This window comes from Zobellella denitrificans (genome assembly GCF_002407485.1).
GTDB classification, from domain to species: Bacteria; Pseudomonadota; Gammaproteobacteria; order Enterobacterales; family Aeromonadaceae; genus Oceanimonas; species Oceanimonas denitrificans.
In genome coordinates this window covers 319,540-335,000 of the sequence record NZ_CP012621.1, presented here as the reverse complement: position 1 = coordinate 335,000, position 15,461 = coordinate 319,540, and the positions used below count along the sequence as shown (strand labels likewise).

Annotated in this window: 13 protein-coding genes; 4 read left to right on the top strand and 9 right to left on the bottom strand. The window is 62.7% G+C overall.

Features of this window, described 5'->3' with window-relative positions; all coding sequences use genetic code 11:
• Positions 1–239: 239 nt before the first annotated feature.
• Genes gmhB through AN401_RS01555 form a run of 6 tightly spaced genes read right to left on the bottom strand, consistent with a single transcriptional unit; the run spans position 240 to position 6,691 of the window.
• Complete coding sequence (gene gmhB / locus AN401_RS01580) at positions 240–797, bottom strand: D-glycero-beta-D-manno-heptose 1,7-bisphosphate 7-phosphatase (RefSeq protein WP_096778364.1); 558 nt, start codon at positions 795–797, stop codon at positions 240–242.
• Between the two features lie 15 nt (positions 798–812).
• A complete protein-coding gene (locus AN401_RS01575; protein ID WP_094040320.1) occupies positions 813–1,841 on the bottom strand; it encodes an ABC transporter ATP-binding protein in 1,029 nt (342 codons plus the stop codon).
• Positions 1,841–2,818 (bottom strand): ABC transporter ATP-binding protein, encoded by a 978-nt coding sequence (locus AN401_RS01570; protein WP_096778363.1) that lies wholly within the window; start codon positions 2,816–2,818, stop codon positions 1,841–1,843. Before AN401_RS01570 ends, AN401_RS01575 begins: the two co-directional genes overlap by 1 nt.
• Positions 2,818–4,620 carry an extracellular solute-binding protein gene (locus AN401_RS01565; RefSeq protein ID WP_096778362.1) on the bottom strand — a complete coding sequence of 601 codons (1,803 nt, stop codon included), beginning with the start codon at positions 4,618–4,620 and terminating at the stop codon, positions 2,818–2,820. The genes AN401_RS01570 and AN401_RS01565 overlap by 1 nt, the downstream gene beginning before the upstream one ends.
• A 12-nt stretch (positions 4,621–4,632) precedes the next feature.
• Positions 4,633–5,679, bottom strand: a complete 1,047-nt coding sequence (locus tag AN401_RS01560; RefSeq protein WP_094040323.1) for an ABC transporter permease — start codon at positions 5,677–5,679, stop codon at positions 4,633–4,635.
• Positions 5,672–6,691 carry an ABC transporter permease subunit gene (locus AN401_RS01555; RefSeq protein WP_094040324.1) on the bottom strand — a complete coding sequence of 340 codons (1,020 nt, stop codon included), beginning with the start codon at positions 6,689–6,691 and terminating at the stop codon, positions 5,672–5,674. The genes AN401_RS01560 and AN401_RS01555 overlap by 8 nt, the downstream gene beginning before the upstream one ends.
• A gap of 255 nt (positions 6,692–6,946) precedes the next feature.
• On the opposite strand from AN401_RS01555, the gene metN reads away from it, so the two are divergent.
• The 4 genes from metN to rfaH all read left to right on the top strand — a co-directional run bounded on the left by metN (position 6,947) and on the right by rfaH (position 10,069).
• Positions 6,947–7,990, top strand: coding sequence for a methionine ABC transporter ATP-binding protein MetN (gene metN / locus AN401_RS01550; protein WP_094040325.1), 1,044 nt, complete (start codon positions 6,947–6,949; stop codon positions 7,988–7,990).
• A complete protein-coding gene (locus AN401_RS01545; RefSeq protein ID WP_094040326.1) occupies positions 7,971–8,624 on the top strand; it encodes a methionine ABC transporter permease in 654 nt (217 codons plus the stop codon). The genes metN and AN401_RS01545 overlap by 20 nt, the downstream gene beginning before the upstream one ends.
• Positions 8,625–8,645: 21 nt before the next feature.
• Positions 8,646–9,476: a methionine ABC transporter substrate-binding lipoprotein MetQ gene (gene metQ, locus AN401_RS01540; protein ID WP_094040327.1), complete on the top strand. Its 831-nt coding sequence runs from the start codon at positions 8,646–8,648 to the stop codon at positions 9,474–9,476.
• A 95-nt stretch (positions 9,477–9,571) separates the two neighbouring features.
• Positions 9,572–10,069 (top strand): transcription/translation regulatory transformer protein RfaH, encoded by a 498-nt coding sequence (rfaH, locus tag AN401_RS01535; RefSeq protein ID WP_094040328.1) that lies wholly within the window; start codon positions 9,572–9,574, stop codon positions 10,067–10,069.
• Positions 10,070–10,084: 15 nt separating this feature from the next.
• Here rfaH and AN401_RS01530 read toward each other — a convergent pair whose 3' ends face one another.
• From AN401_RS01530 to arcB, 3 genes are all read right to left on the bottom strand, one after another.
• Positions 10,085–11,275: an inverse autotransporter beta domain-containing protein gene (locus AN401_RS01530; protein ID WP_157772123.1), complete on the bottom strand. Its 1,191-nt coding sequence runs from the start codon at positions 11,273–11,275 to the stop codon at positions 10,085–10,087.
• A gap of 114 nt (positions 11,276–11,389) precedes the next feature.
• A complete protein-coding gene (dgt, locus tag AN401_RS01525; RefSeq protein ID WP_094040331.1) occupies positions 11,390–12,742 on the bottom strand; it encodes a dGTPase in 1,353 nt (450 codons plus the stop codon).
• The gene (gene arcB / locus AN401_RS01520; protein WP_096778360.1) at positions 12,739–15,069 is read right to left on the bottom strand and encodes an aerobic respiration two-component sensor histidine kinase ArcB; all 2,331 of its coding nucleotides are present in this window, start codon (positions 15,067–15,069) and stop codon (positions 12,739–12,741) included. Before arcB ends, dgt begins: the two co-directional genes overlap by 4 nt.
• Positions 15,070–15,461: the final 392 nt, after the last annotated feature.

Sequence of the window (15,461 nt, the reverse complement as noted above, 5' to 3'; positions counted from 1 at the left end):
GCCCACACAGTTTGCTTGATAAGTTGTTAAAGAGCGTTGACCGTTATCGGGTCAGGGCTGCGTATTCTACGCCGTCCGTTTGATTCGTCAAGCCTCAAAACCGAAGTTTTTCCGCTTGTGACCGCCGGCGTGTTCCGCCGTGTCAGTGAGGGCGCATTATAGGGAGCCGCGCTTTTTGCGCAAGGGCTTTTTTTAAAGAAAACAGCCGACCGCTCAGTTAACGAGCGAAACGCTATGATTCACGCCAGTTTGGGGGCTTCTTGCGCAAATTCCACCAAAGAGGGATAGACCGCCTCGGCCATGGCTTCACCCTCGGCGGTGATCGCCTTGCCGGTGCGCACCAGTATCCTGTGCCCCACCCCCGCCGCCTCGGCGGCCTTCAGGTCCGACACCTTGTCGCCCACCATGTAAGAGGCGGTCATGTCGATGTTCAGTTCCCTGGCCGCATCCAGGAACATGCCCGGGGCCGGCTTGCGGCAGTCGCACACCATGGTATCGGGACCGCTTCCCTCGGTGGGGTGATGGGGACAGAAATAGATGCCATCCAGATCCACGCCCCGGTCCGCCAGCGACCAGTCCATCCATTCGGTCAGGCGCATAAAATCGTCTTCGGTAAAGAGCCCTCGGGCGATCCCCGACTGGTTGGTCACCACCACCAGCAGGTAGCCCTTGTCTTTGAGCTGCTTGAGGGCATCGATAACGCCGTCGATAAAGACGAAATCATCGGAATGGGAAACATAGCCGGTGTCCTGGTTGATGACGCCGTCTCGATCGAGAAAAATTGCTGCCTTAGCCACTGGGTATTCCTGCCTTCAAGATGCCTTAACTGCCTGCATAGTATCACAGCCCTGGCCCTTGTCAGGCCGGCGTTGCCCGCTGGCTATCTCCCGGTAGAAATGGCAGGCCACCTGATGGCCCTCTCCTTCCAGCACCGGCACTTCCCGGGCACAGCGCTCGCCGGCATAGGGGCAGCGGGTGCGAAAATGGCAACCGGACGGCGGGTTGGCCGGCGACGGCAACTCGCCGCTCAGCATCAGCGGCGCCTTGCGCTTGCGGGGATCCGGTTCGGGAATGGCCGCCAGCAACGCCCGGGTATAGGGGTGCAAGGGGGTGCGATAAAGGGTCTCGGCATCCGCCAGTTCGACGATGCGCCCCAGGTACATCACCGCTATCCGGTCCGAGACATGCTTGACCACAGACAGGTCATGGGCGATGAACAGCATGGCCAGCCCCAGCTCCTGTTGCAGTGATAGCAAGAGATTGAGGATCTGGGACTGCACCGACACATCCAGGGCCGACACCGCCTCGTCGCATACCAGCAACCGGGGCTTGAGCGCCATGGCCCGGGCGATACCGATGCGCTGGCGCTGGCCGCCGGAAAACTCGTGGGGATAGCGCTCCAGTGCCGACGCCGGCAACCCCACCCGCTCAAGCAGCTCCGCCGCCCATTGCCGCCGCTCTGCCGCCGAGCCCTGGCCGTGGATGACGAAGGGCTCCTGCAGTATGGTGCCGATGGTGTGGCGGGCATTGAGGGACTCCTGGGGATCCTGGAACACCAGCTGCATCTGCCGCCGCAGGGGGCGCATCTGCGCCCTGGAATAGCCGGTGATGTCTTCCCCATCGAACAGGATCCGGCCGGCGGTGGGGTCGTGCAGCTTGAGCACGGCCCGGGCCAGGGTCGACTTGCCGCAGCCGGACTCGCCCACCAGCCCCAAGGTCTTGCCCGCATCCAGCTCGAAGCTGATCCCATCGACCGCATAGAGGGTCTTGCCCCGGCGCAGCAGGCCGCCGCCCAGGGTAAAATGCTGTTTCAGGTTTTCGACTTTCAGCAGTACGCTCATCAGCCCCACTCCCGCCAGTGATGGCACCAGACGCTGTGTCCGACCACCGCCAGTTCCGCCTCCGGCTGTCGCCGGCAGCGGTCGGTGGCATGGGGGCAGCGATTGGCGAAGCGGCAGCCGGCCACCTGCTCCTCGATGGAGGGTACCTGGCCCTTGATGGTCGGCAGTATCGTCTTGCTGGCCCGCTCCAGCCGGGGGATGGCGGACAGCAGGCCCTGGGTATAGGGATGCAGGGGGCGCTCGAAGATATCGAACACCCCGGCCTGCTCGGCGCTGCGCCCGGCGTACATCACCAAAACCTGGTCGCACACCTGGGCCACGACACCCAGGTCGTGGGTGATGAAGATCACCGCCATGCCGGTCTTTTGCTGCAGCTCCCGGATCAGGTGCAGGATCTGCGCCTGTATGGTCACGTCCAGGGCCGTGCTGGGCTCGTCGCAGATCAACAGGTCAGGCTCGCAGGCCAGGGCCATGGCGATCATCACCCGCTGGCGCATGCCGCCGGACAACTGGTGGGGGTAGGATCCGAGCCGGGCTTCGGGCTCGGGGATCCCCACCTGGCGCAGCATCTCCGCCGCCAGGGCCCTGCGCTCCCGCTTGCCAAGTTCGGGCCGGTGCAGTTCGTAGACTTCCATCAGTTGGCGGCCGACGCTGTGCACCGGATTGAGCGCCGTCATCGGCTCCTGGAAGATCATGGCTATCTTGTTGCCGCGGATGCGATAGCGCTGCTCGGGCGACAGCGCCAGCAGATCCTGCCCCTGGAACAGGGCCCGCCCGCCAACCACCCGGCCGGCCGGCTTGGGCAGCAGCCCCAGCAGGCTCAGCGCGGTCACGCTCTTGCCGCAGCCGGACTCCCCCACCAGCCCCAGGGTTTGACCCGCCGTCACCGAAAAGCTCACATCGTCCACCACCCGGAAACTGCCGGCTTCGGTGGTAAAGCTCACCGCCAGATTGTCGACCTTGAGCAGGGGCGTCATCAGGGCTCCTTGCGCCGCCAGGTTTCCACCACCTCCAGCACCGGCTCATAGCGCTTGCCGCCCGCCTTGATCTCGGCCTTGAGTTCCTGGTCGATCCAGAACAGGCCGCCGGTGCTGTGGGGAGCGCCCTCCATCGGCCAGAACAGGGACGGCGACTGGGACGTCCCCTTGGCTTCGGGCAACTTCACATAGCGCCAGTAGGCCTCCCGGGTATAGGGCACCTGGTAGCCGGGGATAAAGATGGCCAGCTCATGCACCCGCTGCTGGATCCGGCGGGAAATGGCCGCCTTGGCGTCCAGATCCATGGTGATCCGGTATTCCTCTATCAGGGCGTCCAGCTGTTCGTCGCTGATATTGAACAGGTTGTTGGTCTGGGGCTTGTCAGCGTTGACCGAATGGAAGAATTCCCAGTACTGGGGATAGAGGCCACCGCCGCCCCAGCCCAGCCAGGCCGCCTCATGCTTCTTCTCCAGCATGGCCTTGAAGCCGGTGGCGCCGTCCACCAGGTTGAGCTGCAGATCCAGCCCCGCCTTGCGCGCCTCCTCCCGCAATATCGCCAGCCGGGCGGTATGCTCCTGGGTGGTGTAGGTCACCGCCAGGCTGAGGCGATCATTGGCCGCGTTCATCAGTATGCCGCCGGGGCCCTGGCGATCGTAGCCGGCCTCGGCAAACAGGGCCCGCGCCCGCTCGATATCGAATTCCCGGGCCCGGATATCGGCGTCGATAAAGTCGCCATAGCCGGTGCCGAAGGTGTGCATGCGCTCGTAGTCACCCCGCAGTATGGTATCCAGCATGCGCTGCATATTGATGGCATGGGCAATCCCCTCCCGTACCCGGACGTCCCGCAGCCGTGGATGGGCGGTGTTGAGGTGCAGCCCCTGGGGTCCCTGCTGGATGTCGTTGTAGAACCAGATGCGATTGATAAGGCCATTGCGGTACTCGGGGGTATCGGTCTTGTCGTGCCACCACTCGGGCAGGATCAGGCCGAAGGTGTCCACATCACCCCGCAGAAAATGCCGGTAGGCGATATTCAGATCCCGCACCACGCTCAGGCGGATCTCGTCCACGTTGAAGCGGTGCCGGTAGTAGCGGAGATCGTTGCCCCACCAGTCGTCCAGCCGCTTGAAGGTAATGGATCGGCCCCGCCGCACGTCGCTTATCACATAGGCGCCGGTCACCGGCACCACTTCCCAGTTGTAGCGGCGCACCCAGTCCCCGCTCAGTTCATAGAAATGCCTGGGCTGGGGGGTGAGGCCGACGGTATTGAGCAGTTCGCGCCGGCTTTTGGGGCTGCCGGCGGTCACCGATATGGTGTGATCGTCGTACTTGGTGATGTCGACGATTTCTTCCGTGTAGTAGTTGTTGTACCAGGGCGCACGGATCACCTCGGAGCGCATGAACTCCAGGGCAAACAGGAAATCGTCGGCGGTGACCGGCACCCCGTCGGACCAGCGGGCCTCGGGGTTGAGCCGGAAGTACATGGTCCTGTCGTCGTCGCCGAAGGCCCAGTGGGTGGCCAGCGCCGGTATGGGGTTTTCGGTATCCGGGTGCAGGCCGTAAAGCCCGAGCTGGTTTTCCAGGATAAAGGAGCGGAAGGCGGTATTGGAGTCCGGCCCCACGGTGCGGAAGGTGAGCGGGAAACTCAGCATCATCATATTGAACTCCCCGCCCCGCCTGGCCTCGGGCGAGGCGAAGATGGGATCCGCGTCGTTGGTCTCCCACTGGAGATCGGCGGGCAGTTCGGCGGCCGAGAGGCCGAAGGCCAGACAGCAGAAGGTCAGTATCGAAGTCAATTTTTTCATCGCGTTCCCTGCCTATTCGTATCGGGAAAAATGTTTGGGATCGAAAGCTTCACGAATCGCCTCGCCGATAAAGGAGACGGTGATCAGTACCAGGGACACCGCCGTCACCACTGATGCCACTATCCAGGGTGCGTCCAGGTTGTTGACCCCCTGGCGCAGCAACTCGCCCCAGCTGGGGGTGGGCGGCGCCAGGCCGAAGCCGAGGTAGTCGAGTGCCGTCAACAAGGAAATATTGGCCACCACGGTAAAGGGCGCCAGGGTCACTATCATCATCAGGGTATTGGGCAGTATGTGGTGCACTATGATGCGCCAGGTGCCCGCGCCCTGGGCCCGGGCCGCCAGCACATAGTCCCTGGCCTTCTCCTTGTAGGTGAGGGTGCGCATGTACCAGGTGATGCCCATCCAGCCGAACAGCACGTTGATGGCCACGAACAGCATGAAGTTGGGATGGGTGAGGGACACCAGTATCATGATCACGTAGAGGAAGGGCACCTGGGACCAGATCTCGATAAAACGCTGGAACAAGAGGTCGAATTTGCCGCCGACAAAGCCCATCAGGCAGCCCAGCATGACGCCGATGGCGTAGCTGGCGGTGAGCGCGATAAAGGCGAAGCCCACGGCGGTACGAAAGCCGTACACCAGCCGCGCCAGTATGTCCCGCCCCGAACTGTCGGTGCCGAGGAAGTGCCGGCTCTCCAGGCTGGGGGCGTTGGGCGGAAAGCTGCCCGCGCTGTAATCCTGTTCATAGGGGCTCCAGGGCACCGGCGGCAGCAGCACCCAGTTGCCGGGCTGCTCGGCCAAAAGCCGCTTCAGTTCCCGGTAATCGGTCTCGTACCGGTAGCCGAGGCCGAAGCTGTCGCCGGGGATAACGGCGCCATAGGTGGGGAAATAGAGCCGCCCCTCGTATTTGACCAGCAGCGCCCTGTTGTTGACCCACAGCTCGGCCAGCAGCGCCAGCAGCACCATCAGCATAAACAGGCAGAAGGCGTAATAACCGCGGCGGATGCTGCGAAAGCGCCGCAGTTTTTTCAGGGTCAGGTCGGAGAAGAAGCTAGCCATCGAAACGCACCCTGGGATCCACCAGCGCCACACAGATATCCGACAGTATATTGCCCACCAGCATCAGCAGCGAGGTAATGGCCAGTATGCCCATCACCACCGGATAGTCCCGCTCCACCACCGCTTCGTAGCCGAGCAGGCCCAGGCCGTCGATATTGAAGATCACCTCGATAAGGAAGGAACCGGCGAAGAACACCGAAATCACGTTGCCGAAATGGCTGGCGATGGGGATCAGGCTGTTGCGCAGGGCGTGGCGGGTCACCGCCTTGCGAAAGGGCAGCCCCTTGGCCACGGCGGTGCGCACATAGTCGGCGGACAGGTTTTCCATCAGGCTGTTCTTCATGGTCATGGTCAGCACCGCGAAGTCGCCGATGGCGTAGGCGATAAGCGGCAGCAGGGCATGATGGAACAGGTTGAGCGCCTTGGGCCAGAAACCGTCCAGGTAGTGGAAGTCGTCGCCCACGAAGCCGCCCATGGGAAACCAGCCGAGCTGGAAGGCGAACACGGTGAGCAGAAAGATGCCCACCACATAGGCCGGCAGGGCGTAGCCGGCATAGATCAGCATGGAGCTGATGCTGTCGAAGCGGCTGTTGTGATGCAGCGCCTTGAGGATGCCGAGGGGGATGGACACCAGGTAGCTGAGCAGGAAGGTGCTGATGCCGAAAAAGGCGGACACCGGCAGCCGCTCCTTGATCAGCTCCCACACCGGCAGGTAATAGCGGGTCGACTCACCCAGATCCAGCCGCACCAGCTTGCCCAGCCAGTCCCGGTAGGCTTCCAGCATAGGCTTGTCGAGGCCGTAAAAAGCCTTGAGTTCATCGATTTGCTCGGAAGACAGCACCTGGCTGCCCCTGGTGCTCTGGCTGAACTCGCTGCCCGCCAGCTGGCTTTCCATCAGCATCCGTTCCACCGGACCACCGGGCACGAAACGGGTAACGGCGAACACCACCAGGGTGATGCCCAGAAAGGTGGGGATCAGCAGCAGCAACCGACGCAGAAAATACTGGCCCATAATCTCCCTTAGATTCGTCCCTGAACAGGATACAGCCGGGGCTCGGAGATACCCTATCCCATTCTCAACTTCTTTAGCAAGGCGGAAGCAAGACAGATGCCACCCCGCCCACCTGGGGCGGCGACAGGGAAATTTACATTGACTTGGACGTCCAGACGGCCTAGCATCCACTGCCATTAGTGATGCTTGCATGACTTGTCTCTACACTCATCTGTTATCACAGTGGATAACCATACCGGAAGGGCTCATCCTCCGATGATCAAACTAATCAATATCAGCAAACGCTACGGCGAGGGTGCCGCTGCCGTCCACGCCGTGAAAAACGTGGATCTGGAGGTGGCGGCCGGCCAGATCATGGGGGTCATCGGTGAATCCGGTGCCGGCAAGAGCACCCTGATCCGCTGCGTCAACCTGCTGGAACGTCCCACCGAGGGCAGCGTCATCGTCGCCGGCCAGGATCTGACCCGGCTCGGCAACGGCGAACTGCCCAGGGCACGCCGCAATATCGGCATGATCTTCCAGCACTTCAACCTGCTCTCCTCCCGCACCGTGTTCGCCAACGTGGCGCTGCCCCTGGAGCTGGCCGGCATGGACAAGGCCGCCATCAAGCACAGGGTCAACGAACTGTTGGAGCTGGTGGGCCTGTCCCACAGAGCCAAGGCCTACCCGAGCGAGCTGTCCGGTGGCCAGAAGCAACGGGTGGCCATCGCCCGCGCCCTGGCGCCACAGCCCAAGGTACTACTGTGCGACGAGGCCACCTCGGCCCTGGATCCCCAGACCACCCAATCCATCCTGACCCTGCTGAAGGACATCAACAAGAAGCTGGGCCTGACCATACTGCTGATCACCCACGAGATGCAGGTAGTCAAGAGCATCTGTGACCGGGTCGCCATCATCAGCAACGGCGAACTGATCGAGCAGGGCGAAGTGGCCTGGTTCTTTGCCAACGCCAAGACCGAGCTGGCCCGCCGCTTTATCTCCTCCACCATCCACCTGGAAATACCGGAGGAATACCGGCGCCGGCTGTCGGCCGAGCCGGTGGCGGACGCCCTGCCCCTGGTGCGCCTGGGCTTTACCGGCGAGACGGTGGATACCCCGCTGATCTCCATCCTCAGCCGGGAGCTGGGGGTGGACGTGACCATCCTCAGCGCCGACATCGAATACGCGGGCGGGGTCAAGTTCGGCTTTATGCTGGCCGAGCTGGACGGCCAGCCGGAGCACACCCGCTCCGCCCTCGCCTACCTTCAGGATCACAAAATTCAGGTGGAGTTACTCGGTTATGTCCGACGCCATGATTAATCTGCTGCTCTCGGCCCTGTGGGAAACCCTGATCATGACCTTCGGCTCCGGGGCCATCGCCTGTGCCTTAGGGATCCCGCTGGGCATCGCCCTGCACGTCAGCAAGCCGGGACAGATCTGGGAAAACCGGGTCTTCAACAAGGTGCTGGGCACCGTGGTCAACATCGGCCGCTCCATCCCCTTTATCATCCTGCTGGTGGCCATCATCCCCTTCACCCGTTTCGTGGTCGGTACCAGCATCGGCACCGTCGCCGCCGTGGTGCCGCTGACCGTGGCCGCCATTCCCTTCGTGGCCCGGCTGATGGAAGGCGCCCTGATGGAAATCCCCGCCGGCCTGGTGGAAGCGGCCCAGGCCATGGGCGCCAGCCGGCTGCAGATCATCTGCAAGGTATTGCTGCCCGAGGCCCTGCCCGGCATGCTCAACGGCATCATCATCACCCTGGTGACCCTGGTGAACTATTCGGCCATGGCCGGCGCCATCGGTGGCGGCGGCCTGGGGGATGTGGGTATTCGCTACGGTTATCAGCGCTTCGATCCCCAGATCATGCTGATCACCGTGGTGATGCTGGTAGTACTGGTACAAATCATTCAAAGCGCCGGCGAACGCCTGGTGGCTTATGTGGATCATCGTTGATTTATCTAAAGGAGTCTTTCCATGAAGTCAGGTTTCAAATCGCTCGCCACCGTCAGCATGCTCGCTTCCGCCCTAGCCCTCGCCGGCTGCGGTGAACAGGCCCAGGACAGCACCCAAGAAGCCGCACCGGCCAAGCCCCTGCGCCTGGGCGTGATCGCCGGTGCCGAGGAACAGGTGGCGGAAGTGGCGGCCAAGGTCGCCAGGGAGCAATACGGCCTGGAGGTGGAGCTGGTGTCCTTCAGCGACTATGTCACCCCCAACGTGGCCCTGAACGACGGCAGCCTGGACATCAATGCCTTCCAGCACAAACCCTACCTGGACAAGCAGATCGCCGACCGCGGCTACAAGCTGGTACCGGTGGCCAATACCTTCGTTTACCCCATCGCCGGCTACTCCAAGTCCATCCAGTCCCTGGATGAGCTGGCCGACGGTGCCAAGGTGGCCGTACCCAACGATCCCACCAACCTGGGCCGTAGCCTGCTGCTGCTGGAACAACAGGAGCTGATCGAAGTGGACGATGCCGTCGGCCTGGAAGCCACGCCGCTCAACATCACCGCCAACCCGAAAAACCTGCAGATCATCGAGCTGGAGGCGCCCCAGCTGCCGCGTTCCCTGGATGACGTGGCCTTCGCGGTGATCAACACCACCTATGCTTCCCAGATCGACCTGTTGCCGACCCGCGACGGCCTGTTCGTGGAAGACAAGGACTCCCCCTACGTCAACCTGATCGTGGCCCGGGAAGACAACCAAAACGACGAGCGGGTGCAGACCTTCGTCAAGGCCTACCAGAGCGAAGAGGTGTACCAGGCGGCCCTGGAACTGTTCAAGGGCGGCGTGGTCAAGGGCTGGTAAGCCCCGCTCACAAAGACAGCAAGGTCACGGCGAGCCGTGGCCTTTTTTATTTGTACTGTCATAATGATCCTTTAAACCATGAGCCAGGGTGTTCTATGCAAAAGTGGTATCTGGCCCATTGCCGGCCCCGGGAAGAAAGCAGGGCGCTGCAGAACCTGAGCAACCAGGAAATAGAAGCCTTCTACCCCTTCGTGGAAGTCCAGAAAATCGTCCGCGGGAAAAGGGTCACCCGCACCGAAGCCCTGTTTCCCGGCTATCTGTTCGTACGCGCCGATCTGGAGCTCACCAGCTCCACCACCATCAGCTCCACCCGCGGCATTCGCAACCTGGTCCGCTTCGGCGCCCTGCCCTGCGTGGTTCCTTCTGAGCTGGTCTATGAACTGATGTGTCGCTCGGACAGTGACGAACTGCGGGAAAAGCTGAGCGACCTGCCCAAATGCGGCGAGCCGGTGCAGATAAGCCAGGGGCCCTTTGCCGGCCTGGAGGCCATCTACCAGGAAGCCGACGGCGATACCCGTGCCATACTGCTGCTGACCCTGCTACAGAAGGAAACCCCGGCCAGTATCGCCAACAGCGACTACACCCGGCTGTAACCCTCGGCAAGTCCCTTATCTGTGCTCCAGTACCATCACCTGGTGATACTGCAGGGGCTGATGGCGATCGTAGCGCAAACCATGCTCCGGGCTCTGCCACCACTGACCCGGCGCCATCAACAAGGGCAACTCTATGCCCAGCCTTATCCTGGTTTCAAACTTGTCCTTACTGTTGCTGAGCAGGGCGCTTTGCAGGCGGAAGATGCGCCAGGGCGTATAGTTGAGCGACCATTGACGGGATGTTGCCGCCTTGTGCCTGTCGCCGCTGCCAAACAGACTGAGCCGCCGCCCCTGCCACTGGTATTGCTGACCAGACAGGCTGAGCCCGGGCAGGAATCCAAGCCGACCTTCCGCAAACCACTGTCGTCCCGCCGCCGGTCGCTCCCCCCCGCCATCGTCTTCCCGCCAGCCGGACAGAGGGCGATACTGGACTCCTCCCAGAGCCCAGTCGGGGTGGCTCAGAAACAACAACAAGCCTGCCCGCCGGTGGGCGGACTGTTCCTGGTAATCGATAACCGGCTCCAGATGCCCCGCCACCTCTGCGGTCAGACCGCGGCGATAGTGCACTCCCAATTGATAGGTCAGCCGTTCTTCCCGATAGTCCACGCCCAGCTCACTGTGCAGTTGTGACGCCAGTGGCAAGGCCATGCGGCTGTTCAGGCGAGGCTCCTTATTGAACAGGGGCAACTGGTAATCCCATTCCCAGTCCTCGGGATTCAGCCAGGGCAAGGCGGTCAGTTGGCGGGTCCCGAAGGACAGGGTGTCGTCGGCGAGGTGATGGCTCTGTTGCTCCACGAACTTGTCCAGCTCATCGGTAGCAGCGGCCTTGGCGGCGCTGGCGATGGCCAGCAACAGCTGGTCGCTCTTGGGCGCGGCGGCGGGATCCGGCGGCCCCAACTGCGGCAGCTCGGTCGTCGCCACCGGAAGGGTTTGCGGATTCGGGGAAAAGGGCTCGGAAGCGGGAGCCTCGATGCGGCTCGGCAAGGGTGGCCTGTCCGGCACCCAAATCCAGTCGCCGGCGGCCAGGGGCGTCAGGAAGCGCTCCCGGTTGAACTCCATCCGCAGTGTTCGCTCACTCACCTGATAGCGGCCGGCCAGGGACTGCCAGCTTTCGCCGGAGGCCACCCGATGCATCACCATCACGGGGCCGGAAGCCTGCACCAGAGCACTCAGAAACAGTGAACAACTCAATATCAGGTAGCGCATGTTCAGGTTCCCTCGGATACCCCCACGACATGCCTGAGCCACCACCTCGACTGCCATGCCGCCCCCAGGGTGCGGGCAGCGGCAGTCACCGGATCCATGGTACCGGTGGACGGCTCAGCCCTGGAAGCCGCACAGCAGGCGGTATTCCTCCAGGACATAAGTGTCGGTCATGCCACTGACGAAATCCAGCAACAGCCGGACCCGGAAGTACCACTCCCGTTCGAGTTCCTTTTCGAAGTAGGCCGCCCCCCTGCTGTCCCGCCGGTAGGCAGCCAGATGGCGGGGCGGCAGCCGATGATAAAGCCGGCGCAATACCAGGCCGTTGGCGTCCTGACGGCTGTCCAGTGTGGTGAACTCCGCCGCCGGCAGCGCCAGCAGGGGGGCGAAGGCCTCCAGCACCCCCTTGAGGGCGGCAAAGCCGGACAACTCCAACGCCTCCACCTCCCGTCGCTTGAACACCCGTCGGTGGGCGAACTCCTTCAGCCATTGCAGCGCCTGGGCCGGAGCTTCCTCCACCGCCAGCAGGGGAGCATCATGTATCCCGTCGAGGATGGCCTGGTGGTGCCGCAGGTACTGGTCGCTCACCAGGGTCAGCAGATCCCGGTTGATGCCCTGGCGGAAGCGGCTGAAAAAGCCGGGTTCATCCACCACGGCCTCTTGCCAGCGGGATTTGAGGTAGTCGTTGCCCTCGCTCAGCAGTGCCTGCTCCAGCTCCGCCAGGCTGAGCACCCCCCTGTCCACCGCGTCTTCCAGATCGGCCACCCCATAGGCCATGTCGTCGGCCGCCTCCATCAGGTAGGTGAGCGGATAACGGCCCCGGGCGGTGCTCGGAAAACGGATCCGGATCTGTTGCACCAGGGGACGCTCGCTGAAGAAATGTCCCGGCTTTTGCTGCCAGAGCCCAGCGGTCCGGCGCTGGTAGGCGCCGCGCACGTATTTCTGCAGGGCGGCGAGCTGGCTCAGGGTCAGATCCAGTCCCTGCAGGCTGTGCAGCAGCCGCAGGCTCTGGGCATTGCCCTCGAACTGGCGCAGATCCGCCATCAGCATGGGCCACTGGCGGGAGCCCTTGCCCACCGCCTGGCGGAACAGCGCCGGCAGGCGTGAGCCGAGCCAATCGACGATCACCACCTCGCCGAAATGGCCGAAGGGCGGATTGCCCACGTCGTGCAGCAGGCAGGCCATCTCCACCAGGCTGATAAAGGCTTCCTTGTCCACCTCCTGCTCAATCCCGGGCAGCACCCGCAGCGCCAGTTGCCGCCCGGTTTCCTTGACCTCCAGGGAGTGGGTCAGGCGGCTGCGCACCGACGCCTTGACGTCGAGAGGAAACACCTGGGTCTTCTGCTGCAGCCGGCGCACCGGCGAGCACTGCACTATGCGGCTGCGATCCGCCTCTATCGCCTCCAGCGGTGTTTCCCCGGCCTCTCCCTGCCACCGTTCGCCCAAGATCAGTTCCCGATAAAGACTCATGCTCTGTTCTCCAGCCAGTGTCGCAAGATCGCCAGATCGGCGGGCAGCAGCCGGTTCAGTTCCTCGCCCCAGGCATCCAGCTGCTGCCACCAGTCGGGCAGCTCGGGACTCTGGATGCGCTGGGCCAGCTGCTGCACCCGCTTCAGTCCCACCGAGCCGGCCGCGCCCTTGATCTTGTGGGCTTCATCGACGATGTCCTGCTGCCGCTTTTCCGCCATAAATTGATTGAGCCGCGCCAGATAGCCGCCTGCCATGTCCTCCAGCAATTCGACGCTGGACAGCAGGGTCAGGGCGCCGACCGTTTCCACGTAGTCTTCCAGAAAAACCAGATCCAGCACTCCGCCCTCCTCCGTCCCGGCGGCGGGTGCCGCCATCGCCACCGGCTGGGGCCGATGGGCGAAGAAGCGGGCCAGCACCCCCTTGATGGCCTTGGAGGAGAGGGGCTTGCTGATGGCGTCGTCCATGCCCTTGGCCAGGTACTGCTGCTTGTCGCTGATCAGGTTGGCGGTCAAGGCCACCAGGGGCGGCAAGGACTGATGGTTCTCCCGCGCTTCGTCCCGCAGCCGGGCCGCGATATCGAAGCCGGTCATGTCCGGCAACTGGATGTCTAGGAAGACGAGGTCGAAGGCCTGTCCGGCCAGCAAGGCAAAGGCTTCGGCCCCGTCCCGGGCCACCGTGACCCTGTGCCCCAGCTTTTCCAGCAGGGCGCAGGCGACCGTGATGTTGAGCTCGACATCCTCCACCAACAGCACCGACAGGCAGGGCAGCCGGGACAGGGCCGGATCCTCCACCGGCGCCCGGGCGGTGGGCACAGTGATGGTGACGCTGAAGCAGGAGCCCTCTCCCGGCTCGCTGTCCAGCTCTATGGTGCCGTGCATGGCGTCCACCAGCTGCTGGGACACCGCCAGGCCGATGCCGGTGCCGGTGGCGTGCTTCTTGCCTTCGATCTGGAAGTAGAGGGCGAAGATCTTCTGCTGCAGCTCCGCCGGGATGCCGATGCCGGTATCCTCGATATCGAAGCGCAGGGTCACCTGGCCCGGGGCCAGTTCGTCGGCCATGCAGCGGATGGTGACGCCGCCGTCGTCGGTGAACTTGACCGCGTTGCCCACCAGGTTCCACAACACCTGGCGCAGCCGGGTGCCGTCGGCCAGTATCCATTCGGGCATGTCGCCGTCCCGGTCGAAGTGCAGGTAGAGCCCCTTCTGCTCCGCCTGCAGCCGGGCCAGGCTCTCCAGATCGTCGAGGAAACCGGGAAAGTCCATCGGCTCCGGCGCCAGCTCCAGCCGGCTGCGATCCAGCTTGTCCAGATCGATGATGTCGTTGAAGATATTGCCCAGGGTGACGGCGCTGAAATGGATGGTCTTGAGGTGCTGGCGCTGCTCGGGACTGAGTTCGGTAGCCAGCAGGATCCGGCTCAGGCCCACTATGCCGTTGAGCGGGGTGCGCAGTTCATGGCTGATGGTGGAGATAAAGGTGGTCTTGTCGCGGCTGGCCTTTTCCAGCTCCTCCTGGTAGCGCTTGCGCTCGGTGATGTCGCGGCCGAAGCCGAGCAGGCCCAGCCGCTTGCCGTTGCGATCGAAAAAGGGCACCTTGCGCAGCTCGAAACAGGCCCGGCGGCCGTCCGGGTACTGCAGCCATTGCTCGTAGGTCTGGCTCTCGTTGCGGGCGAACACCTCCTTGTCGGTTTCCACCACCTTTTCCGCCACGTCTTCCGGGTAGACGTCATGGGGGGTCAGTCCGATCAGCTCCTTCTCCTGCCGGCCGAGCAGGTTCTCCATCGCCCTGTTGCAGCCGGAAAACTCCTCCAGCTCATTGCGGTAGTACACCAGATCCGGCGAGGTATCGATAAAGGAGCGCAGCAGGGCGGAACGCTCCTGGGATTCCATCTGCGCCTTTTCCCGCTGGTAGACTTCGGCCTCCAGATCCTCGATGGCCTGCTGACGGGCCGCCTCCGCCCTGTGGGTTTCCTCTATCTGGCGGTTGAGCAGCTGTATCTTTTCCTGCAATTCGCCGTTGAGCTCCAGATCCCGCTCCCGCATCTGCTGCAGCCGCTGCACCAGCCGGCTGAGCCGCTGGCGCGAGTCCTCCAGCTGATCCACCACCACCGACAGGAAGTACACCGCCCAGGGAGTCACCAGCAGGCCGAAGAAGATGGAGCGCACCAGGTCGATGGATTCGACCGAGCCGCGCAGGAACAGGGTCACCCCCACCTGGATAAAGATGGCCAGCAGGATGATGCAAGCCGCCAGCAGCATGCTGAAACGCACTATGCCCAGCTTGGTCATCAGATCAACGTAATATTGGGCCCAGGTCTTTATGGGTTTCATCGACTCTTGTCCTGTCAACAACGGCAAGGAGGCAGGATACCGGCTTAGGGGCGGGCTGTCATGCCGGGTATGGGACAAACGAAGCCCATCCGGGCCCTGAACGGGGATCGTCGTTGTCGGCCAACAGGTAACTTTATGTCAGGGACGCCATTTCAGGTTGCCAACGACTAGAAAAAGAAATATTATGCATTAAAAATGAATTTATAAGCACATGATGTAAAAGGATTTTCTTTTCCGCCCTCGTCCGGGGGCGGCCGCTGCGGGGGTAAAAATTGCGAGCCAGCTCAAAGCTTGCCAGCAAAGTGTTGTAAAAAAACAACAAAAAACGTTGTATTTTATATTATCCTGCAACATTCGGATAACCAAGATAAAGTATCGAAAATAACCATATA

Excerpts from the sequence above, each read along its gene's own strand:
- AN401_RS01560 (WP_094040323.1), bottom strand. The coding sequence starts at position 5,679 with ATGGCTAGCTTCTTCTCCGACCTGACCCTGAAAAAACTGCGGCGCTTT.
- AN401_RS01555 (WP_094040324.1), bottom strand. The coding sequence starts at position 6,691 with ATGGGCCAGTATTTTCTGCGTCGGTTGCTGCTGCTGATCCCCACCTTT.
- AN401_RS01570 (WP_096778363.1), bottom strand. The coding sequence starts at position 2,818 with ATGACGCCCCTGCTCAAGGTCGACAATCTGGCGGTGAGCTTTACCACC.
- metQ (WP_094040327.1), top strand. The coding sequence starts at position 8,646 with ATGAAGTCAGGTTTCAAATCGCTCGCCACCGTCAGCATGCTCGCTTCC.
- AN401_RS01530 (WP_157772123.1), bottom strand. The coding sequence starts at position 11,275 with ATGCGCTACCTGATATTGAGTTGTTCACTGTTTCTGAGTGCTCTGGTG.
- AN401_RS01575 (WP_094040320.1), bottom strand. The coding sequence starts at position 1,841 with ATGAGCGTACTGCTGAAAGTCGAAAACCTGAAACAGCATTTTACCCTG.
- rfaH (WP_094040328.1), top strand. The coding sequence starts at position 9,572 with ATGCAAAAGTGGTATCTGGCCCATTGCCGGCCCCGGGAAGAAAGCAGG.
- arcB (WP_096778360.1), bottom strand. The coding sequence starts at position 15,069 with ATGAAACCCATAAAGACCTGGGCCCAATATTACGTTGATCTGATGACC.
- AN401_RS01565 (WP_096778362.1), bottom strand. The coding sequence starts at position 4,620 with ATGAAAAAATTGACTTCGATACTGACCTTCTGCTGTCTGGCCTTCGGC.
- dgt (WP_094040331.1), bottom strand. The coding sequence starts at position 12,742 with ATGAGTCTTTATCGGGAACTGATCTTGGGCGAACGGTGGCAGGGAGAG.
- AN401_RS01545 (WP_094040326.1), top strand. The coding sequence starts at position 7,971 with ATGTCCGACGCCATGATTAATCTGCTGCTCTCGGCCCTGTGGGAAACC.
- metN (WP_094040325.1), top strand. The coding sequence starts at position 6,947 with ATGATCAAACTAATCAATATCAGCAAACGCTACGGCGAGGGTGCCGCT.